General features: G+C 75.0%; 24 protein-coding genes and 1 pseudogene. 13 read left to right on the top strand and 12 right to left on the bottom strand.

Going from position 1 to position 24,289, the window contains the following annotated elements:
* Positions 1 to 51 precede the first annotated feature (51 nt).
* Positions 52 to 348: a hypothetical protein gene (locus tag ACFYZY_RS26265; protein WP_388698746.1), complete on the top strand. Its 297-nt coding sequence runs from the start codon at positions 52 to 54 to the stop codon at positions 346 to 348.
* Here the strand turns inward: ACFYZY_RS26265 and ACFYZY_RS26270 are convergent.
* Positions 250 to 832, bottom strand: a pseudogene (locus ACFYZY_RS26270) (transposase family protein); the annotation flags it as partial. The gene ACFYZY_RS26265 and the pseudogene ACFYZY_RS26270 sit on opposite strands and share 99 nt — an antisense overlap.
* Before the next feature lie 198 nt (positions 833 to 1,030).
* Between ACFYZY_RS26270 and ACFYZY_RS26275 the strand changes: the two are divergent.
* Complete coding sequence (locus tag ACFYZY_RS26275) at positions 1,031 to 1,867, top strand: alpha/beta fold hydrolase (RefSeq protein WP_388698660.1); 837 nt, start codon at positions 1,031 to 1,033, stop codon at positions 1,865 to 1,867.
* Here ACFYZY_RS26275 and ACFYZY_RS26280 read toward each other — a convergent pair.
* Positions 1,857 to 1,985: a hypothetical protein gene (locus tag ACFYZY_RS26280; RefSeq protein ID WP_388698662.1), complete on the bottom strand. Its 129-nt coding sequence runs from the start codon at positions 1,983 to 1,985 to the stop codon at positions 1,857 to 1,859. The two genes, ACFYZY_RS26275 and ACFYZY_RS26280, sit on opposite strands and share 11 nt — an antisense overlap.
* A gap of 426 nt (positions 1,986 to 2,411) precedes the next feature.
* On the opposite strand from ACFYZY_RS26280, the gene ACFYZY_RS26285 reads away from it, so the two are divergent.
* Positions 2,412 to 2,561 (top strand): SCO1431 family membrane protein, encoded by a 150-nt coding sequence (locus ACFYZY_RS26285; RefSeq protein WP_388698664.1) that lies wholly within the window; start codon positions 2,412 to 2,414, stop codon positions 2,559 to 2,561.
* A 930-nt stretch (positions 2,562 to 3,491) separates the two neighbouring features.
* Here the strand turns inward: ACFYZY_RS26285 and ACFYZY_RS26290 are convergent.
* The gene (locus ACFYZY_RS26290) at positions 3,492 to 3,860 is read right to left on the bottom strand and encodes a hypothetical protein (RefSeq protein WP_388698667.1); all 369 of its coding nucleotides are present in this window, start codon (positions 3,858 to 3,860) and stop codon (positions 3,492 to 3,494) included.
* A gap of 225 nt (positions 3,861 to 4,085) precedes the next feature.
* On the opposite strand from ACFYZY_RS26290, the gene ACFYZY_RS26295 reads away from it, so the two are divergent.
* From ACFYZY_RS26295 to fxsA, 4 genes are all read left to right on the top strand, one after another.
* Positions 4,086 to 4,526: an Lrp/AsnC family transcriptional regulator gene (locus ACFYZY_RS26295; protein WP_015032222.1), complete on the top strand. Its 441-nt coding sequence runs from the start codon at positions 4,086 to 4,088 to the stop codon at positions 4,524 to 4,526.
* Positions 4,527 to 4,621: 95 nt separating this feature from the next.
* Positions 4,622 to 6,265 (top strand): amidohydrolase, encoded by a 1,644-nt coding sequence (locus tag ACFYZY_RS26300; protein WP_388698669.1) that lies wholly within the window; start codon positions 4,622 to 4,624, stop codon positions 6,263 to 6,265.
* A 435-nt stretch (positions 6,266 to 6,700) separates the two neighbouring features.
* A complete protein-coding gene (locus ACFYZY_RS26305; RefSeq protein ID WP_388698672.1) occupies positions 6,701 to 7,477 on the top strand; it encodes a polyprenol monophosphomannose synthase in 777 nt (258 codons plus the stop codon).
* 99 nt (positions 7,478 to 7,576) lie between these two features.
* Positions 7,577 to 8,173 (top strand): FxsA family membrane protein, encoded by a 597-nt coding sequence (fxsA, locus tag ACFYZY_RS26310; RefSeq protein ID WP_388698675.1) that lies wholly within the window; start codon positions 7,577 to 7,579, stop codon positions 8,171 to 8,173.
* Positions 8,174 to 8,299: 126 nt separating this feature from the next.
* Here fxsA and ACFYZY_RS26315 read toward each other — a convergent pair whose 3' ends face one another.
* From ACFYZY_RS26315 to ACFYZY_RS26330, 4 genes are all read right to left on the bottom strand, one after another.
* The gene (locus tag ACFYZY_RS26315; protein ID WP_026278069.1) at positions 8,300 to 8,674 is read right to left on the bottom strand and encodes an RNA polymerase-binding protein RbpA; all 375 of its coding nucleotides are present in this window, start codon (positions 8,672 to 8,674) and stop codon (positions 8,300 to 8,302) included.
* Positions 8,675 to 8,928: 254 nt separating this feature from the next.
* A complete protein-coding gene (locus ACFYZY_RS26320) occupies positions 8,929 to 10,293 on the bottom strand; it encodes an MFS transporter (RefSeq protein ID WP_388698677.1) in 1,365 nt (454 codons plus the stop codon).
* A gap of 73 nt (positions 10,294 to 10,366) precedes the next feature.
* Positions 10,367 to 11,131, bottom strand: coding sequence for a glycerophosphodiester phosphodiesterase family protein (locus tag ACFYZY_RS26325; RefSeq protein WP_388698679.1), 765 nt, complete (start codon positions 11,129 to 11,131; stop codon positions 10,367 to 10,369).
* Positions 11,128 to 11,874, bottom strand: coding sequence for a YitT family protein (locus tag ACFYZY_RS26330; RefSeq protein ID WP_388698681.1), 747 nt, complete (start codon positions 11,872 to 11,874; stop codon positions 11,128 to 11,130). The genes ACFYZY_RS26325 and ACFYZY_RS26330 overlap by 4 nt, the downstream gene beginning before the upstream one ends.
* A gap of 102 nt (positions 11,875 to 11,976) precedes the next feature.
* Between ACFYZY_RS26330 and ACFYZY_RS26335 the strand changes: the two genes are divergently transcribed.
* Positions 11,977 to 13,473, top strand: coding sequence for a PLP-dependent aminotransferase family protein (locus tag ACFYZY_RS26335; RefSeq protein WP_388698684.1), 1,497 nt, complete (start codon positions 11,977 to 11,979; stop codon positions 13,471 to 13,473).
* Positions 13,474 to 13,513: 40 nt separating this feature from the next.
* On the opposite strand, the gene ACFYZY_RS26340 is transcribed toward ACFYZY_RS26335, so the two are convergent.
* Positions 13,514 to 15,181, bottom strand: a complete 1,668-nt coding sequence (locus tag ACFYZY_RS26340) for a hypothetical protein (protein WP_388698687.1) — start codon at positions 15,179 to 15,181, stop codon at positions 13,514 to 13,516.
* Between the two features lie 37 nt (positions 15,182 to 15,218).
* A complete protein-coding gene (locus tag ACFYZY_RS26345) occupies positions 15,219 to 15,413 on the bottom strand; it encodes a hypothetical protein (protein ID WP_030215129.1) in 195 nt (64 codons plus the stop codon).
* A 309-nt stretch (positions 15,414 to 15,722) separates the two neighbouring features.
* Between ACFYZY_RS26345 and ACFYZY_RS26350 the strand changes: the two genes are divergently transcribed.
* Positions 15,723 to 16,115, top strand: a complete 393-nt coding sequence (locus tag ACFYZY_RS26350; protein WP_388698690.1) for an ankyrin repeat domain-containing protein — start codon at positions 15,723 to 15,725, stop codon at positions 16,113 to 16,115.
* A 279-nt stretch (positions 16,116 to 16,394) separates the two neighbouring features.
* Positions 16,395 to 17,810: a HEAT repeat domain-containing protein gene (locus ACFYZY_RS26355; protein WP_388698693.1), complete on the top strand. Its 1,416-nt coding sequence runs from the start codon at positions 16,395 to 16,397 to the stop codon at positions 17,808 to 17,810.
* A 116-nt stretch (positions 17,811 to 17,926) separates the two neighbouring features.
* On the opposite strand, the gene ACFYZY_RS26360 is transcribed toward ACFYZY_RS26355, so the two are convergent.
* The 3 genes from ACFYZY_RS26360 to ACFYZY_RS26370 all read right to left on the bottom strand — a co-directional run bounded on the left by ACFYZY_RS26360 (position 17,927) and on the right by ACFYZY_RS26370 (position 20,261).
* A complete protein-coding gene (locus ACFYZY_RS26360) occupies positions 17,927 to 18,790 on the bottom strand; it encodes a biotin-dependent carboxyltransferase family protein (protein WP_388698696.1) in 864 nt (287 codons plus the stop codon).
* Positions 18,787 to 19,422 (bottom strand): 5-oxoprolinase subunit PxpB, encoded by a 636-nt coding sequence (gene pxpB, locus ACFYZY_RS26365; protein ID WP_388698698.1) that lies wholly within the window; start codon positions 19,420 to 19,422, stop codon positions 18,787 to 18,789. The genes ACFYZY_RS26360 and pxpB overlap by 4 nt, the downstream gene beginning before the upstream one ends.
* 68 nt (positions 19,423 to 19,490) lie before the next feature.
* Entirely contained in the window at positions 19,491 to 20,261 is a 771-nt protein-coding gene (locus tag ACFYZY_RS26370) for a LamB/YcsF family protein (RefSeq protein ID WP_388698700.1), read from the bottom strand.
* Positions 20,262 to 20,434: 173 nt separating this feature from the next.
* Between ACFYZY_RS26370 and ACFYZY_RS26375 the strand changes: the two genes are divergently transcribed.
* The 3 genes from ACFYZY_RS26375 to ACFYZY_RS26385 all read left to right on the top strand — a co-directional run bounded on the left by ACFYZY_RS26375 (position 20,435) and on the right by ACFYZY_RS26385 (position 24,228).
* Positions 20,435 to 21,202 carry a GntR family transcriptional regulator gene (locus ACFYZY_RS26375; RefSeq protein ID WP_388698702.1) on the top strand — a complete coding sequence of 256 codons (768 nt, stop codon included), beginning with the start codon at positions 20,435 to 20,437 and terminating at the stop codon, positions 21,200 to 21,202.
* A 10-nt stretch (positions 21,203 to 21,212) separates the two neighbouring features.
* Entirely contained in the window at positions 21,213 to 22,757 is a 1,545-nt protein-coding gene (locus ACFYZY_RS26380) for a hypothetical protein (protein WP_388698704.1), read from the top strand.
* A gap of 559 nt (positions 22,758 to 23,316) precedes the next feature.
* Positions 23,317 to 24,228 carry a hypothetical protein gene (locus ACFYZY_RS26385; RefSeq protein ID WP_388698707.1) on the top strand — a complete coding sequence of 304 codons (912 nt, stop codon included), beginning with the start codon at positions 23,317 to 23,319 and terminating at the stop codon, positions 24,226 to 24,228.
* Positions 24,229 to 24,289 lie beyond the last annotated feature (61 nt).

Genomic DNA, 24,289 nt, shown 5'->3' on the forward strand with positions numbered 1-24,289 from the left:
ACCGGGACTGTAAATCGTTCGGTGTAACTCCCGATCACGGAGGATGCGCCGATGACCAGTGAGAACGTGGCCGGGGCCGTCGAGCCGTCTGAGCCGCAGCCGTCGAGGGTGGTGGACGGCCGGCTGATCGACGAGCTGGTGTCCCGGGCCCAGGCCGAGGGACTGCGGCTGACCGGCGAGGGCGGACTGCTCCAGCAGCTGACGAAGCGGCTGCTGGAGTCCGCCCCGGAGGGCGGGATCACCGACCACCTCGGCTTTGCGGCGCCGGTGAGGCGTCACGAGTCCGGTGCCCGGACAGCCGCCGTCGGCGGTGGTGAGGGTCGTGCCGACGGCAGCCTTGGCGCCTGACTCCTCCCATGCCGTGCAGTCATTGCGGTTGCCGGGGAGCGGGCGGCCCACCAAGACGACGTGGCGGGTGTCAGCATCGATGACGACCTGGTGGCCGGTGGAGTACCGATAGTTCTTGGACCGCCCGGCGATGGTGTGGTCACGGGTGGGCACGAGCGTCCCGTCCACGATCAGTACGGTGTCGTTGGCGAAAGCTTGCGAGGCCTGAGCGCGATCATCGGCCGAGATGGTCGATGATCCGGTCTGCGGCTGACTTCGACACGCCGAAGAGCAGGGCGAGCTGCCGCATCGTCAAGTTCGTGCGCCAGTAAGCCGCGACCAGCAGTGTCCGGTCCTCCAGAGACAGGCTCCACGGCCGCCCCTGACCGACGGCGTCCGCACCCTCGCGCCGCAGAACCGTCACCGGCTTCCCGGAGGAACGCAGGCTCAGCCCGGTGAACGGGGCTGTCCAGGACGGCTGCGACGCCGTAATCACACCAGTCACAACGGGATCGTCCCCGTTGCCGCTGCCGCCCCATGCCCTCGATTCTGCGTGAGCGTGAGGGGGTTGGCCCTCTCCGAGAGGGGAGGGCTTCGGCGTCGAGCGCCTGGCGCACCGATGAGTTTTCTGCGCCGCGGGGATCCTATGGGCAATAGCGCACACCACAGCGGTACGGCCCCTACGTGAACCGGAGAGAGAAACATGGCAACAGCGCGAGAGCAGTCGGCCGGAGGCGGGGACCGTGTCGCCTCCGCCGACGGCACCGAGATCGCATTCGAGCAGTCGGGTCGCGGGCCGGCCGTCGTCCTGGTTCCCTCGGCACTGGCAGACCGCTCGGACACGACCAAACTCGCGGCTCTCCTCGCCCAGCACTTCACTGTGATCAACTACGACCGGCGCGGACGGGGTGCCAGCGGTGACGCCGATGCTTACGCCCCCGACCGCGAGATCGAAGACATCGCCGCGCTGGTCGAACACGTCGGCGGTTCGGCGTCGCTGTTCGGCTCGTCCTCCGGAGCGGTCCTCGCCCTGCGCGCGGCCGCTGCCGGAGTGAACGTCGACCGCCTGGCTCTGTATGAGCCGCCGTTCGTGGTCGCCGAAGGCGACGACGGGCCGCCCAAGGATCTCGCGCAGCAGATCACCGCGCTGCTTGCGGAAGGCCGGAACAGTGACGCGGTCAAGTACTTCATGACCAGGGTGCAGGGCATGCCCGGCATCGCCGTGTTCTTCATGAAGCTCATGCCGAAGATGTGGGCAAACCTCACCAAGCTGGCCAGCACCCTGCCCTATGACATCGCGGTCATGGGCGATACCCAGCAAGGCAAGCCGCTCGATGCCGAGGAATGGAAAGGGGTGGCCGTACCCACCCGTGTGTTGACCGGCGGCAAGAGTCCGGCCGCGTTCCAGCGCGCCGCCCTCGCCGTCACCGAGGTCCTGCCGCAGGCCGACCACCGCACTCTGCCCGGGCTCAACCACGGTGCCGTCGTCATGGCCCCGAGGGAAATCGCCCCGCAGATCATCGAGTTCATCAAGGGATGAGCTTGTCGTTCGAGCCGTTCGGCGGCGCTTGGTACTCCTCCTGGTGCTCGAAGCGGAGCGCGGTGTTTGTGCGGGAGGGTGCCGCGTGGTGGGCGGCACCCTCCCATGTGGAGAACATCTGGCTGCGGACCAAGCGGTGCGACGCGAACGGCAAGGTCAGAGGCGGTACGGGCGGGGCCTGCTACGTCTTCCGGCCGTCAGGACGGCGTCGAGCCGGCACCGCGCGCTGCGGTCGCTCGGCCTGCTGTGAGCGTGTGCGGCCCGACCCGGCCTCCACGCTCCCCGGCCCGGCGGTCGTCCCGGCCCGGCGCGACCACGGCCGCCCCGCGCGGGGGCATCCGGCTCCGGACCGAGGCGCACCACGCGAGCGGGAAAGTGGTGTCCGGCACAGGCGGGGTCCGCCGCCTCCGCTCCCCGACCGCCTCCCGGCCGCTCGGCGCAAGGCTCCCGGAGCTCTCGGCCCCCTCCGGTGCGGCGGCCGGGTCCGGGGGACGTGACGGACATCTCTACCCCCGGGCCGCCCTCGTGACGCATGGTGGTCGCCATGACCTCCACCACCTACGGCCTCACCCTCCTCCGTGCCCGTACGGGCGGTCCCCGGGACGACGACGGTCCCAAGCTCCTGGAGCACGTCCTCGGCTGGACCCTGGTCGTGCTGCTCGCCGTCCTCGTCACCCGGGCCGGCCTCATGTGACGGCTCCCGCTGTCCGGCGGAGCCCCGCGCGGGCGCCCGGCGGACACGGTCGCACGGCGGTCGCCCCCGTGGAGCGCCGGTGCCCGCACGAGGCGAAGGCGTCCCGGACCGCCGGGGTCCCTCAGATCCGGCGGGCGGTCATCGCCTGTCACCCGATCGGACCAGGGACCCGTTGACGCGGACGGTCCGGTCCGCCAGATCCGGCGGGCGGTCATCGCCTGTCACCCGATCGGACCAGGGACCCGTTGACGCGGACGGTCCGGTCCGCCCAGACGGGACCGTCCGCGAGCCGGGTCCACTCCTGGTCGCGGTGGCCGGGCAGGGTGCGTCCCTGGCTCGCCCAGAGGGCCAGTACGTCCTGGTAGATGGGCGGATGGGCCGGGACGGGAGCCGGGGCGGGGAGGGGGACGGAGACCGGGACCGGCGGAGGGGCCGGGACGGAGGGCGGCGGGGGGCCGGGAACGGGCTGTCGCGCCGTGGCCGGCTGCCGCTGTGGCTGTGCCCGGCCCCCCGGACCGGTCCGCGCCCGTTCCTCCGGCCGCGACCGCGCCCCGGCCTCCCCCTGCGCCGGTACGGGCACGGGGCCAGGCGCCGGAACCGGGAGAGGAACCGATTCTTCACCGTGCGGTTCGGCCTGACGGTGCCGACCGTAACCGCTGGAGGTCTTGTGCAGCGTGGTCATGCCCTGACCAACGCGCTCCGGTCCCCGGGGGTCACCGCCGAGCGGAATCGGGCGACAGTTCGCCCGGTACCCGGGGCGGAACCCCGGCGCCGCCGCGGCGCCTCACGCGGCGGGCCCGCCCTGGGCGGGATCCTTCCCGTACCGCACCGCGGCGTCCTCGTGACGCGGCACAGCACAGCACAGCGCGACACGGCACGGCATGGCACGACACGTCGCGGTACGGAGGAGGGGTGGGGCGGCCGGTGGGCTCAGGCCGCGCGGCGCATCCGCGGCACCCGGATCGGGCGCGAGCCCGGACCGCCGACGTGCGAGAAGGGCTGCGTGCGCCAGTCGAGGCCCTGGGGGAGCGTCAGGAGCAGCGCGGTGTCCTGCTCCTGGACCCCCAGGGTGTCGTCCGCCGGACGCGCCCCGGAGGCCGCGAGCCCCGTGCCCGGGCAGACCGTGAGGACGAAGGGGTTCCACGGCGTGGGGCAGAGGGCGTGCTCCGGCAGCACCTCCTCGTCCGCGAGCAGCGCGATGGGCTGCACGCACTCCGGGCAGATGACCCGGAACATCTCAAAGGTGTCGTACGCGTCGAGCTCGTCGGACGTGTCGACCGAATCAACAGGCTCCTGCATGGAGAATCTCCCCCTCGGGTGGGTCGGCCGGATCTGTGCGGCCTCGACCACAGCAAGCACTTCCCATACGGAACTCCGCATAACCGTGAGACGGCGGTTCGGGACCGGGCCGTATGTGTGGCGTTCGTCACACCGTCGTCGCAGGTGCCCCGCAGCCGCCCATAGCGCCCCATACGGGTCGGCCCCGGCTGTGCCCCGGCCCCTCCGGGCCACTAGGGTCACCGCATGGAGGAGCTGGATCGTCAGATCGTGGAGTTGCTCGTCAAGGACGGGCGCATGAGCTACACCGACCTGGGCAAGGCCACCGGCCTGTCCACGTCGGCCGTGCATCAGCGCGTCCGCCGCCTGGAGCAGCGCGGTGTCATCCGCGGCTACGCCGCCGTCGTCGACCCGGAGGCCGTGGGCCTGCCGCTCACCGCCTTCATCTCGGTCAAACCCTTCGACCCCAGCGCTCCCGACGACACCCCCGACCGGCTCGCCGACATCCCCGAGATCGAGGCGTGCCACAGCGTCGCGGGCGACGAGAACTACATCCTCAAGGTCCGGGTGGCCACCCCGCTGGAGCTGGAGCACCTGCTCAGCCGCATCCGGTCCCAGGCCGGCGTGTCCAGCCGCACGACGGTCGTCCTCTCCACCCCGTACGAGGCCAGGCCGCCGCGCGTCTGACCCGCCCTCGCGCACGCGGTCCACCCGTCCTCGCGCACGCGGGCCGACGGGGACCTGCCGGACAAACCGGAACCCCCAGGTCCTAGCCTGGGGGCATGAGTGAGCCCCTGCCTGTCGCGTCTCCCGGCGAACACCGCACCGTGCTGCTGCGCGGTGGAGAAGTCCACAGCCCCGCCGACCCCTTCGCCACCGCCATGGTGGTGGAGCGCGGGCACGTCGCCTGGGTGGGTTCGGAAGGCGCGGCCGACGCCTTCGCCCCGGGCGTGGACGAGGTGGTCGACCTGGGGGGCGCGCTCGTCACCCCCGCGTTCGTCGACGCGCACGTGCACACCACCGCCACCGGCATCGCCCTCACCGGGCTCGACCTCTCCTCCGCCGCCTCGCTCGCCGCGGCGGCGGAGCTGATCCGGGCCCACGCCGCCGCCCGGCCCGACGACCGCGTCCTCATCGGCCACGGCTGGGACGCCTCCCGCTGGCCCGAGCGCCGCCCGCTCACCCGTGAGGAGCTCGACGACCTCACCGGCGGCCGCCCGCTCTACCTGACGCGGATCGACGTCCACTCGGCCGTCGTCACCACCGCCCTGCTCGACCTCGTGCCCGGCGTCCGGGACCTCGACGGGTTCCACGACGGCCGGCGGCCGCTCACCGGCGACGCCCACCACGCCGTGCGCGCCGCCGCCTTCGGCGCGGTGTCGGCGCGCCAGCGCACCGAGGCCCAGCGCGCCGCCCGCGCCCGGGCCGCCTCCCTCGGCATCGGCACCCTGCACGAGTGCGGCGGTCCGCGGATCTCCTCCGAGGAGGACTTCACCGGCCTGCTCGACCTGGCCCGCGAGGAGGCCGGACCCCGGGTCGTCGGCTACTGGGCCGACCTCGACGTGGAGCGGGCGCGGGCCCTCGGCGCGCTCGGCGCCGCCGGGGACCTGTTCGTGGACGGCTCCCTCGGCTCCCACACGGCCTGCCTCCACGAGCCGTACGCCGACCACGCCGGCCCGGGGCACACCGGCGTCGCCCACCTGGACGCGGCCACCGTCGCCCTCCACGTCGTGGCCTGCACCGAGGCGGGCCTCCAGGCCGGTTTCCACGCCATCGGGGACGCCGCCGTCACCGCGGTCGTCGAGGGTTTCGCGGCCGCCGCCGAGAAGCTCGGTCCCGCCCGCGTCCGGGCCGCCCGGCACCGTGTCGAACACGCGGAGATGCTCACCCCCGAGACGATCGCCGCCTTCGCCGAACTGGGCCTCACCGCCTCCGTCCAGCCCGCGTTCGACGCCCTCTGGGGCGGCGAGGAGGGCATGTACGCCGACCGGCTCGGCGCCGAACGGGCCCGCACCCTCAACCCGTACGCGGCGCTGCTGCGCGCCGGTGTGCCGCTGGCCTTCGGCTCCGACAGCCCCGTCACCCCGCTCGACCCCTGGGGGACCGTCAGGGCCGCCGCCTTCCACCGGACCCCCGAGCACCGCGTCTCCGTCCGCGCCGCCTTCACCGCCCACACCCGGGGCGGCTGGCGGGCCGCCGGCCGCGACGACGCCGGGACGCTCGTCCCCGGCGCCCCCGCCGACTACGCGGTCTGGCGCACCGAGGAACTCGTCGTCCAGGCACCCGACGACCGGGTCGCCCGCTGGTCCACCGACCCGCGCTCCGGTACGCCCGGCCTGCCCGACCTGTCGCCCGGCGCCGAACTCCCCCTCTGCCTGCGCACGGTGGTGAACGGACGGACGGTGTTCGCGCGGCCGGGCGAGTGACACGGGGCGTCCCGCCCCTCCGGCTCCGTTCGGCGCGCCCCTCCCCGACCTGCGGGTCTCCCCTCCGACCTGGCCTTTCGGGAAGGGCTCGCAGGCCGGAGGGGTATTGACAGTCGCCCGCAGGGGACGGGTAGGTTCTCCGAGTCCACCACAGGACGTCCGACCGGACCGCGCCTCCGCGCCGTGACCGAGCGCCGCCCGCGCCTCGGTCACCGGGAAGGCCCCTCCGGCGGAAGGTGCGACCCGGGTGGGGCCCGGACGTTCAGTAGACAACGGCTCCCGGTCGACCCGCAGCCAGCGGCTCCCGGACCGGACCGAAGGACGTCGGGCCCCGCACCGCACCGGACGTGGCCCGCCCCGTCCGACCCGCCGCGCCGGAGCACTCCGGGGACCTCGCTATGGTGGGGGCCTGCGTTTGTATCCGAAGGGGCAGTAGTGAACGACGGTGGCCAGAGGCGTTACGGCCCGCTCGGCAAGGCATTGGTGATCATTCCGACCTACAACGAGGCGGAGAACATCAAGCCGATCGTCGCGCGGGTGCGGGAAGCCGTACCCGAGGCGCACGTTCTCGTCGCCGACGACAACAGCCCCGACGGCACGGGCAAGCTCGCGGACGAGGTCGCGTCCGAGGACGACCACGTGCACGTCCTGCACCGCAAGGGCAAGGAGGGGCTCGGCGCCGCCTACCTCGCCGGCTTCCGGTGGGGCATCGAGCACGGCTACGGCGTCCTCGTCGAGATGGACGCCGACGGTTCCCACCAGCCCGAGGAGCTTCCCCGGCTGCTCACCGCCCTCAAGGGCGCGGACCTGGTGCTCGGCTCCCGCTGGGTCCCCGGCGGCCGGATCGTGAACTGGCCCAAGTCCCGCGAGTTCATCTCCCGGGGCGGCAGCCTCTACTCGCGCGTGATGCTCGACGTGCCGATCCGCGACGTCACCGGCGGCTACCGGGCCTTCCGCAAGGAGACCCTGGAGGGCCTGGGCCTGGAGGACGTCGCCTCGGCCGGCTACTGCTTCCAGGTGGACCTGGCCCGCCGCGCGGTCGCCGCGGGCTTCCACGTCGTGGAGGTCCCCATCACCTTCGTGGAGCGCGAGGTCGGCGACTCGAAGATGAGCCGCGACATCCTCGTGGAGGCGCTGTGGCGGGTCACCGGCTGGGGCCTGACGGCGCGGGCGGAGAAGGTCGGCAGGATGCTCGGCCGCAAGTCCTCCTGACCTCCCGGTGACCTCCCGGGGCCGTTCGTACTGGTCGTCCCGGTCGTTCAGGTCGTTCCTTTACGCCGTTCCGGCGCGGCGCCGGGCACACTGGTGACCATGACGACCGGCGCACCGCCTCCCCATGTCCCCAAGAAGCGCTCCCGCGCGCGTACGCTCCTCCCGCTCGCCGTCGCCGCCTGGCTGGTCCTGGAGATCTGGCTGCTCACGGTGGTGGCGGACGCGGCGGGCGGCTGGGCCGTCCTCGCCCTGCTCGTCGGTGGCGCCGTCCTCGGCGCCGCCGTCGTCAAGAGGGCCGGCCGCCGCGCCTTCCGGAACCTCGCCTCCACCTTCCAGCAGGCCCAGGAGGCCGTGCGGGCGGGCGGAGCGCCCGCAGCGCCGGAACGGACCGGCGCGGAGGACCGCAACGGCTTCCTGATGCTGGGCGGCCTGCTCCTGATGCTCCCCGGACCGCTCTCGGACGCGGCCGGCCTGCTCCTGCTGATCCCCCCGGTCCGCTCGTTCCTGGGGCGGTACGCGGAGAGGGCCGTCGAGCGCCGGATGAACGCCGTGTCCCCCGGAAGCCTCCAGGACGCCTTCCGGCAGGCCCGCATCCACCGGCCGGACGGGAAGGTGGTCCCGGGCGAGGTCGTCCGCGAGGACACCCCCGGGGAGCCGCGCCGGCCCGACGGGGCCCGTCCGCCCCTGACGCCCTGATCCGCTGACGCCCTGATCCGCCCGCGTGCCCGCCGGACGACGGCCCGGCGGGCACGCGGAAACGCCGCGGGGCCCGGTACACGAACCGTGTACCGGGCCCCGCGGCGTCGGTCGTCCGGTGGCCCGCTAGGCGGACTTGCGGCTGTCGCGCGGATGCACGGCGATGTTCATGGCGCCGGAACGCAGGACGGCCAGCCTCTCGGCGAGGACCTCCTCCAGCTCCTCGCGGGTGCGCCGCTCCATGAGCATGTCCCAGTGCGTACGCGCCGGCTTGCCCTTCTTCTCCTCGGGGCCGTCCCCGTCCACCAGGAGTGCCTGGCTTCCGCAGACCTTGCACTCCCACTCCGGCGGAATCTCCGCCTCCACCGAGAAGGGCATCTCGAAACGATGCCCCTTCTCGCATGCGTACTCCACCGCCTGGCGCGGGGCCAGATCGATGCCGCGGTCGGTCTCGTAGCTCGTCACCACGAGGCGCGTGCCGCGAAGAGCTCGCTCACTCATGAATCGTGCCTCCCGGGCTTGTCGCCCACAGGACAGATGTCGCTGTCGTCGTTATCCGGTCAACGTCCGGTCGGCGGTAAAGATTCCCGTGCGGGACATGCGTCGCCCGTCGTGCCGCCCCTTGTTGTACCCACCAGTGCCCGTTTTGTCACATCTGACAGCAGGTGCGACTCGGTGTTTTCACCAGAGCAGCATGCAGTAACGGTCCGCCTGGCAGGCCAAACGCGTACACTACCGCCCTTTCATCGCCACGTCTAAATACGCTCCGGTACCGGATTCCCCGCCGCCTCGACCGCGCGCCGCAAGGGGACCCGCGCGAGGAGGACGAAGCCCGCGACGAAGAAGACCACCAGGGAGATGATGGCATCCCGGTAGCTTCCGGTCAGCTGATACGCGAGACCGAACACGAGCGGACCCAGCCAGCTGAGCCCCCGGTCGCTCATCTCGTACGCCGAGAAGTACTCCGCCTCCTTGCCGCGCGGCACCAGGTGCGAGAACAACGACCGCGACAGGGCCTGGCTGCCGCCCAGGACCAGGCCGATCGCGGCCGCCAGGGAGTAGAAGAAGAGCGGCGCGCCGGCCGGCAGGACGCAGGCCGCCGCCAGGATCGCCGTCCAGACCGCCAGCGATCCCAGGATCGTCCGCTTGGCGCCGTACACCCGGGCGAGTCGTCCCATGCCGAGGGCGCCCGCCACCGCGAGCACCTGGACCAGCAGGACCGCCGTGATGAGCGTGGTCTGGCCGAGGCCCAGTTCCTCCGAGCCGTACACGGACGCCTGCGAGATCACCGTCTGCACGCCGTCGTTGTAGACCAGGTACGCGAGGAGGAAGGAGAGCGTCAGCGGATGCCGGCGCATGTCCTTCAGGGTGGCCCGCAACTGGCGCCAGCCGCCGCCGACCGCGCCCCGGCCGGCCCGCTCCTCCGGGGAGGCCCGCCGGTCGCGCAGCCGCCGCAGGGGGACGAGCGTGAACGCGCCCCACCACACGCCGGCCGAGGCCAGGCAGATCCGGACCGCCTCGCCCTCGGTCAGGCCGAAGGAGTCGTGGCCCGAGTAGAGGACCAGGTCCAGGACGAGGACCAGCGCGCCGGAGGTGTAGCCGAAGGCCCAGCCGCGCGAGGAGACCGCGTCCCGCTCGTCGGGCTCCGCGATCTGCGGCAGGTAGGCGTTGTAGAGGACCATCGAGACCGACAGCGAGGCGTTCGCCACGACCAGCAGGAAGGCGCCGAGGAGGTAGCGGTCTCCTTCCAGGAGGAACATCGCCGCCGTGGCCGCCGCCCCCAGGTACGCGCTCGCCGCGAGCAGCGGCTTCTTCCGGCCCGTGCGGTCCGCCGCCGCGCCCGCCAGCGGCATCGCCAGGACCGCGACCACGATCGAGGCCGACACGGAGTACGCGAAGAGCGAGCCCGCCCGCACGGGTATGCCCAGCGGGTGGACGAACCCCTCCGGGTCGGCCGCCGCCCGTGCCACCGAGGTCAGGTACGGCCCCAGGAACACGGTGAGCACGCTCGTCGAGTACACCGAGCACGCGAAGTCGTAGAAGTACCAGCCCCGCCGCTCGCGCCGCCGTCCGGCGGGATCGGCGGCGTACTCCTCCGGCTCGGTGGTGCCAACGGTCACGGCCGCGCCCCCTCGTTCGTCCCCGTGGGCCCGTGCCCCCGGCGGTCCGTCCCCGTGCCGCCCCGGCGCGCGGTCAGATCCACGCGCCCCGCTCGGTCAGGACCGAACGCAGCGTCTCCAGGTGATCGGTCATGATGCCATCCACCCCCAGGTCGAGGAGAGAGCGCATCCGGGCCGGATCGTTCACGGTCCACACGTGGACCTGGAGCCCCCGCGCGTGCGCCTCCCGGACGAACCTCCGGTCGACCACCCGGACCCCGCCCCGGCGCTCCGGGACCTGCGCCGCCACCGCCCCGGCCCGCAGGGCCGCCGGGATGCCGAGGGAGCGCAGCCGCAGGCCGATCACCCCGCGCACCCCGTACGAGGTGGCGAGCCGGGGACCGGCCAGGCGGTGCGCCCGTGCCACCCGGACCTCGCTGAAGGAGCCCACGCAGACCCGGTCCCAGGCGTTCGTCCGGCGGATCAGGTCGATCAGCGGCTCCAGGGCCGGCTCCGCCTTGAGGTCCACGTTCCAGCGGGCCTCCGGGAACTCCTCCAGGAGGTCGGCGAAGAGCGGCAGCGGCTCCCGGCCCGCCACCCGGGCCTCGCGCACCGCCGCCCACGGCAGGTCGCGGATGCGCCCCGCGGCGTCGGTCACCCGGTCGAGGGTCGCGTCGTGGAAGGCGACGAGCGCGCCGTCGGCGGTCGTGTGGACGTCGGTCTCGAAATAGCGGTAGCCCGCCGAGGCGGCCCGGCGGAAGGCGGCCGCGGTGTTCTCCAGGCCGTCCGCCGTGCCGCCGCGATGGGCGAACGGCAGGGGGAGGGGGTGGTCGAGGTAGGGGTGGCGTACACGGGTCACCGCCGCAGTATGGACCCTTCCGGCGACTCGGGGACGACCGCGGGGGAACCGGTGGCCGGCGCCCCGCCGGTGCCGTGCTCCGGCCCGGGAGCGGCCGGGGCGGCCGGCGGCGGGACGGCGGTGGTCCCGGCGCCCGGCTCCGGGATCGCGAACCGGCGCAGGAAGAACTGCGCGAGCGGCCCGATGGCGAGCGCGTACAGCACCGTGCCGACGCCCACCGACCCGCCGAGCAGGAAACCGGTCGCCACCACTGCCACTTCGAGAGCCGTCCGCACGAGGCGGATGGAGCGGCCGGTGAGCCGGTGCAGACCGGTCATCAGGCCGTCGCGCGGTCCCGGGCCGAACCGCGCCGCGATGTAGAGGCCGGTCGCGACCCCGTTGAGGACGATCCCGAGCACGAGCAGCGGCACCCGCACGGCCAGGGCGTCGGCGTCCGGCACCAGGGCCAGGGTGCCGTCCATGGCCAGGCCGATCACGAAGACGTTGGAGACCGTGCCGAGTCCGGGCCGCTGGCGGATCGGGATCCACAGCAGCAGGACCACCGCCCCCACCACGATCGACACCACGCCGATCGTCAGCCCGGTCTTCCCCGCCAGGCCCTGGTGGAGGACGCCCCAGGGCTCCAGGCCGAGGGCGCCGCGCACCAGCAGCGCCGAACTGACCCCGTACAGCGTCAGGCCCGCGTAGAGCTGGACGAGCCGGCGGGTGAGGTGCCGGCCGCGGAGGCCGGAGGCGATGGACAAGGGACTTCCCCCAGAGTGGTGACGGTGGACTGGCTCATGACACTCTGTGGCGGGAGATCGAGGGTCAACCATGGCCAATCCGAGGAAGGTGGACTGATTTCCATGGCTCAGTGGACTTCGGCGGTGGGGCCCGCCCAGCTCGCCCGGCAACTCCAGGCGCAGCGGACCCGGCCCGCCGGACCCGGCGCCCGCAAGCCGCCCGCCTACCGCGCGCTCGCCGACGGCATCCGCCTGCTCGTCCTGGAGGGCCGGGTCCCGGTCGCCGCCCGCCTGCCCGCCGAGCGGGAACTCGCCCTCGCCCTCGCCGTCAGCCGTACGACGGTGGCCGCCGCCTACGAGGCGCTCCGCACCGAGGGCTTCCTCGAATCGCGGCGCGGCGCCGGCAGCTGGACCGCCGTCCCGGCCGGGAACCCGCTGCCGGCGCGCGGCCTCGAACCGCTGCCGCCCGAGTCCCTGGGCTCCATGATCGACCTCGGCTGCGCGGCCCTGCCCGCGCCCGAGCCGTGGCTGACCCGGGGCGTCCGGGGCGCCCTGGAGGAGCTGCCGCCCTACGCCCACACCCACGGCGACTACCCGGCGGGGCTGCCCGCGCTGCGGCAAATGCTCGCCGACCGGTACACCGCCCGCGGCATCCCCACCATGCCCGAGCAGATCATGGTCACGACCGGCGCCATGGGGGCCATGGACGCCATCTGCCACCTCTTCGCCGGGCGCGGCGAGCGCATCGCCGTCGAGTCCCCCTCGTACGCCAACATCCTCCAGCTGATGCGCGAGGCCGGGGCCCGGCTCGTGCCCGTCGCCATGTCCGAGGGGCTGGGGAGCTGGGACCTGGGCCGCTGGCGCCAGGTGCTGCGGGACGCGGCGCCCCGCCTCGCGTACGTCGTCGCCGACTTCCACAACCCGACCGGCGCGCTCGCCGACGAGGACCAGCGGCGGCAGCTGGTGGAGGCGGCCCGTTCGGCCGGGACGGTGCTGGTCGTGGACGAGACCATGACGGAGCTGCGCCTCGACGACGTGGAGATGCCCCGGCCGGTCTGCGCCTTCGACCCGGCCGGCTCCACCGTTCTGACGGTCGGGTCGGCCAGCAAGGCGTTCTGGGCGGGCATGCGCATCGGCTGGGTCCGGGCCGCGCCCGACGTCATCCGCTCCCTGGTGGCCGCCCGCGCGTACGCGGACCTCGGCACCCCCGTCCTGGAACAGCTCGGCGTGAACTGGCTCATGCGGACGGGCGGCTGGGAGGAGGCCGTGGGCCTCCGGCGCGACCAGGCGAGGCGGAACCGGGACGCGCTCGTGGCCGCCGTCCGCAGGGAGCTCCCGGAGTGGGAGTTCGTGGTGCCGAGCGGCGGGCTGACGCTCTGGGTGCGCACCGGCGGCCTCTCGGGCTCCCGGCTCGCCGAGGCGGGCGAGCGGGTCGGCGTCCGGGTGCCCTCCGGGCCGCGCTTCGGCGTCGACGGCGCCTTCGAGGGCTTCGTCCGGCTGCCCTTCACGGTCGGCGGGGCGGTCGCCGACGAGGCGGCCGCCCGGCTCGCCGCCGCGGCGCGCCTGGTCGAGTCGGGGGCGGGCGGGGGGACGGAGCCGCCGCGGTCGTTCGTGGCGTAGGGGCCCGCCCGGCACGGACCGCGCGGTCCGTGCCGGGCGCTCAGCCCTCGGCGGGGACCGGCGCGTGGAACGGGGCCGGGCCCGGGTCCGGTTCGGCTCGGGGGGCCGGGGACGGCGCGGGGGCGGCGGGGACCTTCTCGAACACCGTCGTGACCGGGGCCGCGGCCGGGACGGGCCCGGCCGCCTCCGTGACGGGGACCGGCCGCCGCTCGGGGAGCAGGTCGAGGACCGCCCGCCGGTGCGCGTCGCTCGTCGCGTCGTCGTACGGATCGGGCGTCGCCGGCACCTGGAGCCGTACGACCGGCCCGTTGCCCAGGCGCGCGTAGCCGCGCCCCGGGGGGACGTCGGGCGTCGGCGTGGTGTGCGGCTCGGCGCCGAGGACGGCCGTGATCTGTCCGGGCGTCGCGGGGCCGAGGACGAGCCGGGCCCCGGTGTGGCTCCGTACCTCCTCGCCCAGCGTGTCCGCGTCGTCGAACTGTTCGGCCACCACCACCGTGACCTGGGCGGCCCGCCCGTGCCGCAGGGGCACCCGGAGCAGCTCCTGCGGGTCGGGGCGGCCGTCCGCGGCGGCCAGGTGGCCGAGGACGCCCGGCCGGTCGAGGAGGATCCAGAGCGGCCGCCGGACGTCCTCGGGGACGGGGAGCCCCGCCTGCCGGGCGCGGTTCGCGGCGACCAGGCGCCGCTCGGTCTCGCGCGCCGCCCACTCCAGGCTCTCCAGGGCGCCGGAGAGCCCGCACTCGACGGCGAGCACCCCGGCGCGGCCGGCCAGGCACGCGTACTCGCCCGTCCCGCCGCCCTCGACGATCAGGACGTCGCCGTGGGGGAGGGCCTGGAGCGCGATCGAACGCAGCAGGGAGGTGGTGCCGCTGCCCGGCCGGCCCACGGCGAGCAGGTGCGGTTCGGTGGAACGGGGGCCGGTGCGCCAGACGACGGCCGGCGCGTCCTCCGTCGTGCCGGCCGTGGAGACCACGGGCACGGTCCGGCGGGCGGCGTCGGCGTCGGTGAAGCCGAGGACGGTCTCGCCCGGCACGGTGACGAACCGCTGGGCGGCGATCGTGGTGGGCAGGGCGGGCAGCACGTTCAGGACGAGCCGGTTGCCCTCCTCGTCCCAGTCGAAGCGGTACTCGCGCCCGCGCCCGGACTTGACGTGCAGCAGCTGCTCGACGCGGGCGCGGGCGGCCGGTTCGCCGTCGGTGAAGTACGGGGGGTAGGCGATCCGCAGCCGGGTGAGCCGCCCGTCCCCGTCGAAGGCGTGCTCCTCGAAGACGGCGCTCCAGTCGCCCCCGTGGGAGAAGAGCGGGGAGGGGTCCTCGGGGACGGAGAAGTACGGGACCAGGGCCTCGTACAGGCCCTTGAGCCGGGCGGTCTCCGCGTCGCCCGGCCCGGTCCCGGCGACGGGACGCACACGCCCCTTCCACGCGGCGGCGCCCATGAGCGCGACGAGCGCGAGGAGCGGCCCGTACGGCACGAGGGCGATGCCCAGGACGCAGGCCGCGACCGCGAACAGCGCGGGACCACGCCGCTCCTTCGGGGTCGCGGCCCACCTGGCGCGCGCGCTCGCGGCCAGCTTCCGCAGACCGCGGAAGACCGTGATCAGCGGATGGAGCACGTCGGTGGCGCTGTCGGCGGCCGTGCGCGCGATCTCTCGACTGCGGGCGATCTGCGCGCTGCCGCTGCTCAGAATGCGGGGGAGTGGTCGCCGGGCCACGTCGTACTCCTGAAGGGGTGGGAAGGGCTGGGGGACGTCAGAACTTGATCCCGCCCAGAAGGCCGGCGAGGCTCTGCCCGCCCGCCGTGATGCTCGGGGCGATGGCGGTGCCGGCCAGGTAGAAGCCGAAGAGCGAGCAGACGAGGGCGTGCGAGGCCTTGAGCCCGTCCTTCTTGAAGAACAGGAAGCAGATGATGCCGAGCAGCACGACGCCTGAGATGGACAGGATCATGGGGTGTTCTCCTGGTCGAGGGGACAGTCACCACGAGTTGTTCCAGTTTCACGCCGAGTATCTATGTGACTAAAGGTGCATGGGAGTGAAAAATTGGCGATTTCACCCGGGCGGAGGACGGCGGGCGCCCGGCCGGCTGGCGAAACGGCGGGAGCGCGCTAAAGGCGGCTCCGGGCGGAGCGGGCCGCCGTGATCTCCGTCTCCCTCGGGCACGGTCGCGCCCCCGGACGGGCAGTACCCTGTCGATTCACCCGTACGGCCGCGCCCGGCGTGCGGGCCGGCAGGACACGAGAGAGGCGGTTCCACCCGATGAGCGAGACTCCGGACCCCGAGGTCATCGAACTGGCGTCCAAGGTCTTCGACCTCGCGCGCACGGGGGACGCCGAAGCCCTCGCCGCCCACGTCGACGCGGGCGTCCCCGCGAACCTCACCAACGACAGGGGCGACACCCTCGTCATGCTCGCCTCCTACCACGGCCACGCCGCCGCGGTCACGGCCCTCCTGGAGCGGGGCGCCGACGCCGACCGCCCCAACGACCGCGGCCAGACCCCGCTCGCCGGAGCCGTCTTCAAGGGGGAGGAGGACGTGATCCGCGCCCTCGTCGCCGGCGGGGCGAATCCGGAAGCCGGGACTCCGTCCGCCGTCGACACCGCCCGGATGTTCGGCAAGGCCCACCTCCTGGAGCTCTTCGGAACCCGGTGACCGGAGCTCTCCGGAAGCCGGTGAACGGAGCCTGAACCCCAGGTGAGGGCAGCGTCGTAAATGTGGTCGCGGTGGCGAAATGGGTGGGTCATCATGACGTCGGGCCCGGGGGACCGGGCCATCGACGAGAGGCAGAGGAAGATGGTCACTGGCAAGCGCAGGACGACGAGCGGCCCGACGTGTCACCGCACGGCCTAGGCGTACACGCGTGTACCGCCTGAACCGGTCCGTCCCGGTGTCCCCCGGTCGTGTCGACAGCTTGATGTGAGGCGCCCTCCCATGTTCGATCCAGTCATAGCGCCGAGCGGAACCCTGCTCGGCCTGCTGCAGCGGGGCCGCGGCGACGGCACCCTGCACGCGCTCGCCGCGCCCCGCGCCGAAGCCCTCGCGGCCCTCGACCACTGCGTCCTCGACGACCCCCGCCACGACTGGCGCGTCGAGAACCGCTCCCTCTACTACGCCCGGCTCTACCTGGACCTCCACGGCGGTCTGGACGAGATCGAGGCGCACCTGTTCGGCGCCGAGGACCACCTCGACACCGAGGAGTCCCGGACCGGGCTCGCGCTCGCCGTCCTCGGCCACCTCGCCTCCTACGGACGCCAGGACGCCCTGCCGCTGCTCCGGCGGTACGCGGCGACCGGCGCCAACTGGGCCTGGGCCCTGGACGAACTGGCCCTCCGCGACGACGACGCCGGGCTCCGCGCGCTCGCCCCCTCCGTCCTGGCCCGCTTCCCGGCCGGTCCGGAGGGCGACGCCGAACTGGCCCGCACCGTGCGCGACGCCTTCGAGCCCCGTCCCTGGCGGCTGTGGGCCGAGGACCGGCGCGACGGAATCGGCGCCCGGGTCGCCGCCGCCATGGAGCGGGGCTCCTTCGACCGCTGGCAGCGCCAGATGCGCCCCGCCGGGCCCCGCCCCGGCTGGAGCGTGCGCGCGGTCCTCGACTGGGCGCAGGAGGGGTACGAGCGCGGTGCCGTCCTCCACGGCCCCGCCGCCCGCTGCCTCACCGCGGTCGCCGGCCCCGAGGACCGGCCCGAACTCCTCGCCGCCGCCCGCGACGGCGCCGAAGGGGCCCGGGGCGCCGCCCTCCACCACCTCGCCGCGTCGCGGGACCCCGCCGTCCTCGACCTGGTCGAGTACGCCGTCGACGGCGGCTCCCGCCCGGTCGCCGAGGCGGCCGTCGCCGCCTACCGGCGCATGTGCGGCGAGGAGGCCGTCGCCCGCGCCCGCGTGTGGGTCCGGCGCACCGACGCCCTCGGCGCCGCCGCCGCCGAGGTACTGGCCTGCCGCGGCACCGCCCAGGACTCCCCCTCCGTCCTCGGCGCCCTGCGCGCGACCGTGCGTTCCGAGGGGCCCGACGCCCCCGAACTGGCCTGCCTCGCCGACGGCGCCGGACGCCTCGGCATCGCCTGCGCGGCCCCCGTGCTGCGCCACGTCTACCGCGAGACGGCCTCCTCCCGGCTGCGCGGCCGCGTGGCCCTCGCCCTCGCCGCCACCGACCCCACCTTCGCGACCGGGTTCGCCGTCGAATGCCTCTGGGACTGCGAGGAGACCACCCGCGAGATCGCGGCCCAGCACGCCGGGACCGGTGACGCCCGCGTCGCCGACCGGCTGCGCCGCCTCGCCGCCGACCCGGCCGAGGAGGTCGAGGTCCAGAGGGCGGTGCGGAACCGGATAGGGCCGGACCTGCAGGTCTGACGGGACGGGCGGGCACCCGCCCTCCCCTCCTCCGGGCCGGGGCGCCCTCCCGGCGCCGGCACCGGATCGGACCCGGGGACCTGCCGCCGGAAGGAGGCGGGGCGGGGCCGCCGCGCTCACCGCACCGGTACGAACCGCACCGCCGTCCCCGGCACCGCCTGGGCCGCCGCGCCCAGGTCGGCCTCCCGGACGACCCCGACCACCGGGTAGCCCCCGGTCGTCGGATGGTCCGCGAGGAAGACCACCGGGCGCCCGTCCGGAGGCACCTGGACCGCGCCGAGCACCATGCCCTCGCTCGCCGGCTCCCCGGGCAGGGCCCGCTCCAGGGCCGGCCCCTCCAGCCGCAGCCCGATCCGGTTGCTCGCCGGGGACACCCGGTACGCGCGCGTGGCGAGGGTCCGGAGGGCGCCGGGCGTGAACCAGGCGTCGCGGGGCCCGAACCGGACCCGCAGGACGAGCACCTCCGGCGGCCCCGGCCAGGGAGGGGCGTCGACCGGCCCCGGCGCGTCCGTGCCCGGCCCCAGCGGCAGCACCTCCTCCCCGCCCAGCGGCGCCGGGCCGAGACCGGACAGCAGGTCGGTGGAGCGGCTGCCCAGCACCGGCTCGACCCCGATCCCGCCGCCGAACGCCACGTACGCGCGCAGTCCGCGCACCGCGGGACCGACGTCGAGCACCGATCCGGCCGCCACCCGGAACGCCGTGCCCCAGGGCGCCGGGCGCCCGTCCACCCGGACCGCGCAGGGCGCACCGCCCACCGCCGCGGTCACCGCGCGTCCGGGCCGCACCGCGCAGCCGTCGAGGGTGGTCTCCAGGACCGCCGCCCCCTCCGCGTTGCCGACGAGCCGGTTGACGAGCCGTACGGCCGCCGGGTCCAGCGCGCCCGAACGGGGCACGCCCAGGTGCGCGTACCCCGGACGTCCCAGGTCCTGCACGGTGGTCAGCGCCCCCGCCCGGACCACGGCGAGGGCCCCGCCGGTCACCGCCCGCCCCCCGGCGCGGAACCCTCCGCGACGAACCGGACCCGCGTGCCGGGGGAGAGGAGCGCGGCCGGCTCCCGCCCGGCGTCCCAGAGCACGGCGTCCGTGGTCCCGATCAGTTGCCAGCCGCCGGGGGAGGGGCGCGGGTACACCCCCGTGTACGGTCCCGCCAGGCCGACCGAGCCCGCCGGAACGACGGTGCGCGGAGTGGCCCGCCGGGGGACCCCGTACCGTTCGCCGAGCCCCGTCAGATAGCCGAAGCCCGGCGCGAACCCGCAGAAGGCGACCCTGAACTCGGCCGCCGTGTGAATCCGTACGACCGCCTCGGCGGACACGCCCCAGAGCGCGGCGACCTCCGCGAGATCGGGTCCGTCGTAACGCACCGGCACCTCCACCGCCCTGCCCGTGCGCGGGGGGACGGGGGCCACCTCCCAGCCCGGCAGTTCGGCCGCGAGCCGGTCCGGGTCCGCCACCCCGTCGAGCAGCACGGTCCGCGCCGCCGGGACGACCTCCCGCACGGCGGGAAGTGTCCCGGCCGCCCGCCGCCGCAGCACCTCGGCGTGGAACGCCTCCGTCTCGGGCCCGCCGTCCAGCTCCACGAGGAGCGCCCGCTCGCCCACGCGCAGCACGCGCACGCGTGCGTCCGGCGAACGGTTCCCGTTCCCGTTCCGGTCCCCGCCCCCGCCTCCGTTCCCGTTCCCGCTCACGCGAATGCCTCCACCCGTACGCCCGAGGACTCCAGGCCCTCCCGTACCCGCCGGACCAGCTCCACCGCGCCCGGGGTGTCCCCGTGCAGACAGAGCGACCGGGCCCGGACGGCCACCGGACCGCCGCGGTGCGCGGTGACCACGCCGAACCGCGCCACGGACACCGACCGCTCGACGACTTCGGCGGGATCACTGACGACCGCACCCTCCAGTCCGCGCGGCAGCAGGGTGCCGTCCGCCCGGTAGGCCCGGTCCCCGAACGCCTCCGGGACGACCGGCAGTCCGGCCGCCGCGGCGGCCTCGTGCAGCCGGGAGCCGGGCAGTCCCAGGACCGGCAGGGCCCGGTCCGCGAGCAGGACGCCCTCCACGACCGCCGCCGCCTGCTCCTCGTCCCGGACCACCCGGTTGTAGAGCGCGCCGTGCGGCTTCACGTACGCGACCCGGGAGCCCGCCGCCCGGGCGAACACATCCAGGGCGCCGATCTGGTACGCCACCTCGGCGGCCAGCTCCGCCGCCGGGACGTCCATCGACCGCCGGCCGAACCCGGCCAGGTCGCGGTAGGACACCTGGGCCCCGATCCGCACCCCGCGCGCGGCGGCCAGCTCGCACACGCGCCGCATGGTGGCCGGGTCCCCCGCGTGGAAGCCGCAGGCCACGTTGGCGCTGGTGACCAGGGACAGAAGCGCCTCGTCGTCGGTCAGCGTCCAGCGGCCGAAGCCCTCGCCGAGATCGGCGTTGAGGTCGATCGACACCCGGTTCGTGCTCATCTGCGCCTCGCGGGGTGGGGCGTGCCCGGAGGACACGGCGGACCGTGGGACGCTCTCAACGTAGAGGATTGTTGAACGATCCGACAAGGAGCCGATTGTCCCGCCCGGTGCCGTGCGGTTGACTCGGCGGCGGACGCCGGGAGACCGCCGGCGACGGAGCGGGAGGAGGCGCCGTGGCAGGGGACGGAGCGGAGGGCCTGGCGCGCGACCGCGCGCTGCTCGGGCGGACGAGCACGGCGGAACGGGTCGCGGACGTCCTGCGCACCCGCGTCGCCGAGGGGTACTTCCCTCCCGGCACCCGGCTCTCCGAGGAGGCCATCGGCGGAGCCCTCGGCGTGTCCCGCAACACCCTCCGGGAGGCGTTCCGCCTCCTCACCCACGAGCGCCTGCTGGTCCACGAGCTGAACCGCGGCGTCTTCGTCCGCGTCCTCGCCGCCGAGGACGTGACCGACATCTACCGCACCCGCGCCCTCGTCGAACGCGCCGTGGTGCGCGGCCTCGGACGGCCCCCGTACGCCCTCGACGGCCTCGCCGCGGCCGTCGGGGCGGGCGAGGCCGCCGCCCGCGCCGGCGACTGGGACGGCGTCTCCACCGCCAACATCCACTTCCACCGCGCACTCGTCGCCCTCGCCGGCAGCGCGCGCACCGACGCGCTGATGCGGGGCGTCCTCGCCGAACTCCGCCTCGCCCTCCACCTCGTGGACGACCCGCGCGCCCTCCACGAGCCGTTCCTCGCCCGCAACCGGGAGATCCTGGCCGCCCTGCGCGCCGGCGAACGCGGCACGGCGGAGCGCCTTCTCGTCCGCTACCTGGACGACTCCCGCACCCGGGTCCTGGCCGCCCGCGCCCGGACCGCCGACGCCCCGCCGGACCCCGGGAGCCGATCCCCGGGGTCCGGCCGCGTCCGCACGGTTTCGACCGTTGTCAGGGGGAGGACCTAATCTGTGCACCGTGACTTCGCCTGCCTCGACGGACCTCGTTCCGCCCCAGCTCAGCGCGGGGCCGCGGCCCGCGCAGGGCCCGGCCGCCGACGAAGGGCTCGCGCGGCGGCTCCGCGCGCTCGCGTGCACCGCCCCGCTGCACGACCTCGACGTCCGCAAGGCGAACCTGGCGGGTGAGTACACGGTCTACGCGATGGCCGAGGTGGCCCTCGCCGCGATCGACCTGATCACGCTCACCATGGACTTCGACACCGGCGCCGACCACGAGCAGATCGTCGCCCGCCTGCTGCCCCGCGTCGCCGCCCAGGCCCCCTCCCGTCCCGCCGCCGAGCACGAGCGCGTGGCCCGCTGGGTCCTGGAGAACCTGATCAACGTCGGCAGCGTCGACCGCGGCTTCCGCGCCGTCTACGGCACCTTCGGGCCCGACGGCGTCTACGTCCGCAGGGACTACGACTTCAAGCTGATCGAGGAGGTCCCGGGATACGGGGGCGGGATCTACCTCCGCACCACCGACGAGGCCGTCAACGTCCTGGTCGGGGCCCTCGACACCGACGTCACCAGCGCCCAGATCGCCGCCGAGGTGAAGCTGGAGGTCCTCATCGACCGGGGCCGCCTCGCCGACGCGCAGCTCGCCGCCGAGCAGGCCCGGTACCGGACCGTGCAGTATGCCGAGACCCTCCGCAGGACCCTGGAGGCCACCCGGCGCAACGTCCGCGCCGTGGACTGGCTCCACACGGTCCCCGACATGATCGCCGAGGCGCTCGACCACGTGGCCGACCGCTACCGCCACGAGAACGCCATCCTCACCAACATCCGCAGGGTGCGCGACGAGGCCGAGGCCGCCACCGACGCGAAGACGGCGGAGCACAAGCGGCGCGCCGCCGAACTCGTGGACATCGTCAAGGACTGCATCCGGCGCCACACCCAGCTCCAGTCCCGTCTCCTGGAGGCCGGACCGCTCTTCCGCGCCGAGCAGGACCGCCAGGCGTTCGCCGCCCCCGCCGCCTCCGCCGGACTGGACCTGTACGGGCAGCTGCTCGCCCCGCTCCTCACGCTCCCCGTCGAGCGGGCCACCCGCGCCACCGACGCCTTCTTCGCCCACGGCACCGGGCTGCGCACCCCCGCCTCCGTCCGCCTCGGGGACCTGGTGGACCTGCTCCTCACCCCGCCCGTCGAGCGCGAGCATCTCGGCGCGGAGATGCCCGAGCCCGACCTGATCGCCACCCCCGACGACTCCCGCTTCAGCGAGGAGCAGCTCGCGACCGCCCTGCGCCTGCTCGACCTGGAGCACGACGCCCCGCGCCGCCTCTCCGGACTGCTCGCGGACGCCCGCCGGCTCGACCCCGACCTGCCGTACCTGGTCGCCCTCCTCGCCGTCCACGCGGCGAGCCCCCCGGTCGGCACCGCCTACCGCCAGGGCGAGGAGCGCCTGCTCTTCGCCGTGGACGACGGCACCCCGCTGGACGACCCCGAGTTCGGCGGCGCCGACCTCGTCGTGGGGACGGCGCTCCTCGACGCGGCGGGCATGGCCGCCGACCGTTCGGAGGCGACGTGAACCCCGTCCCGCCCGTGGCGCCCCCGGCGCGGACCGTTCCCGCCGGGGCCGCCGACTCCTCCGCCCCCACGGCCCCGCCGCCCGCCGGCCCGCTTTCCGCGCCGGAGGCCGCTCCGGGAACGGGGTCCGGCGCGGAGGCGGGACGCGCACCGGAGGAGGGCCCCGGCGCGGAAGCAAGGCCCCTCTCGGCGGCGGAGCCCGCCCCGGAGGAGGGCCCCGGCGCGGAAGCAGGGTCCGTCCCGGGGGAGGGGCGTGCCCCCGGCCTCCGTCTGTCGCCCGTGCCCGTGGCACCGCCCGCCGGCCCGCGCGGCGGGACCGGGGAGCGTCCCCCGCGCGCCCGTCCCGCCGTCGTCCCCGTGCCCGAGCCGCCCCGCCCCGGGCCCGCGCCACGCCGGGGCGGCCCCCCTGCCGTACGGGCCGTGCGGCTCACGGACGAGCCGCCCGCGCCCGTCGGACGTCCGGGTCCCCCCGCCGCCCCGGCGGCCGTCACCCCCGTCCCGCTGCCCCTGCCCGCCCCCCGCCCCGTACCGACCGAGAGCCGTCCCGAGGAGCCCCAGCCGTGAGCGAAACCCACGCCGAGCACGCCGACGCGTGGAACGAGCAGGAGCCCCCGCGGTCCCCGGCCGTCCCCGCCGCGTCCGGCGGCCCCGCGGTCACCCCCGCCGACGCCGCCGACGCGGCCCGGCTCGTCTCCTTCGGCCTCCAGCCCAAACTGCTCCCGGCCCGCGACGCCGAATACGCCGAACTCCTCCGCCGCTACCGCGAGGACCCCGCCTTCGCGCGCCTCGCCGACGCCGTCGCCACCGGCCTCGGCCTGATCGTCCTGGAGGTCTCCCCGCGCGCGGGGATGGCCGTCACGGCGGGCGAGGACTCCGTCTTCGCCGTCCGCATGGGCGACTACGCCCGCCGCGCCTCCACCGACTCCGCCGACCGGTTCCTCCACGGCCTGGCCCACCTCGCCGTCGCCGCCATGGCCTTCCCCCGCCCCGAGGACCTCGCCGACGACTCGTACATCGGCCGGTTCACCGTCAACGGCGTCGACGCCTTCGTGCGCCAGGCGTGCCTCCGCCTGGAGCGGCGCGCCGAGGAGGAGGGCGAGAACACCGACCCGGCCTCCGACGCCCCCGGCCTGGAGGCCGCCTGGCGGATCTACGCCCGCCGCAGCGCCACCGGCGCCACCAAGGACGCCCGCAGGCTCGCCGGCTCCACCACCGGCATCGTCGGCAAGGCCGCCGCGTTCCTCACCGAATCCGGCTTCCTCCAGCGCACCGGCGACGAGGGCGGCGGCTCCTACCGCACCACGGCCCGCTACCAGCTCCAGGTCCGCGACATGGCCGGGTCCGCCGCCATGGCCGAACTCCTCGCGCTCGGCGTCGTCCCCGTCAGCGACGGCTCCGCGACCCTCCTGCCGCCGCCCGAGGGCGACGACCTGGAGCTCGCGGCCGACGCGGGCCTCCCGTTCCACGCGTAACCCCGCCCGTCCCCAGCGCGGTCCCGCCGCCCCACCGACCTTCCCAGCACGAGAGTCCCCG

It is taken from the genome of Streptomyces sp. NPDC001744 (genome assembly GCF_042892575.1).
Classification (GTDB): Bacteria; Actinomycetota; Actinomycetes; order Streptomycetales; family Streptomycetaceae; genus Streptomyces.

Excerpts from the sequence above, each read along its gene's own strand:
- ACFYZY_RS26275 (WP_388698660.1), top strand. The coding sequence starts at position 1,031 with ATGGCAACAGCGCGAGAGCAGTCGGCCGGAGGCGGGGACCGTGTCGCC.
- ACFYZY_RS26350 (WP_388698690.1), top strand. The coding sequence starts at position 15,723 with ATGAGCGAGACTCCGGACCCCGAGGTCATCGAACTGGCGTCCAAGGTC.
- ACFYZY_RS26265 (WP_388698746.1), top strand. The coding sequence starts at position 52 with ATGACCAGTGAGAACGTGGCCGGGGCCGTCGAGCCGTCTGAGCCGCAG.
- ACFYZY_RS26290 (WP_388698667.1), bottom strand. The coding sequence starts at position 3,860 with ATGCAGGAGCCTGTTGATTCGGTCGACACGTCCGACGAGCTCGACGCG.
- ACFYZY_RS26315 (WP_026278069.1), bottom strand. The coding sequence starts at position 8,674 with ATGAGTGAGCGAGCTCTTCGCGGCACGCGCCTCGTGGTGACGAGCTAC.
- ACFYZY_RS26345 (WP_030215129.1), bottom strand. The coding sequence starts at position 15,413 with ATGATCCTGTCCATCTCAGGCGTCGTGCTGCTCGGCATCATCTGCTTC.
- ACFYZY_RS26370 (WP_388698700.1), bottom strand. The coding sequence starts at position 20,261 with ATGAGCACGAACCGGGTGTCGATCGACCTCAACGCCGATCTCGGCGAG.
- ACFYZY_RS26300 (WP_388698669.1), top strand. The coding sequence starts at position 4,622 with ATGAGTGAGCCCCTGCCTGTCGCGTCTCCCGGCGAACACCGCACCGTG.
- ACFYZY_RS26295 (WP_015032222.1), top strand. The coding sequence starts at position 4,086 with ATGGAGGAGCTGGATCGTCAGATCGTGGAGTTGCTCGTCAAGGACGGG.
- fxsA (WP_388698675.1), top strand. The coding sequence starts at position 7,577 with ATGACGACCGGCGCACCGCCTCCCCATGTCCCCAAGAAGCGCTCCCGC.
- ACFYZY_RS26285 (WP_388698664.1), top strand. The coding sequence starts at position 2,412 with ATGACCTCCACCACCTACGGCCTCACCCTCCTCCGTGCCCGTACGGGC.
- ACFYZY_RS26280 (WP_388698662.1), bottom strand. The coding sequence starts at position 1,985 with ATGTTCTCCACATGGGAGGGTGCCGCCCACCACGCGGCACCCTCCCGC.
- ACFYZY_RS26355 (WP_388698693.1), top strand. The coding sequence starts at position 16,395 with ATGTTCGATCCAGTCATAGCGCCGAGCGGAACCCTGCTCGGCCTGCTG.
- ACFYZY_RS26335 (WP_388698684.1), top strand. The coding sequence starts at position 11,977 with ATGGCTCAGTGGACTTCGGCGGTGGGGCCCGCCCAGCTCGCCCGGCAA.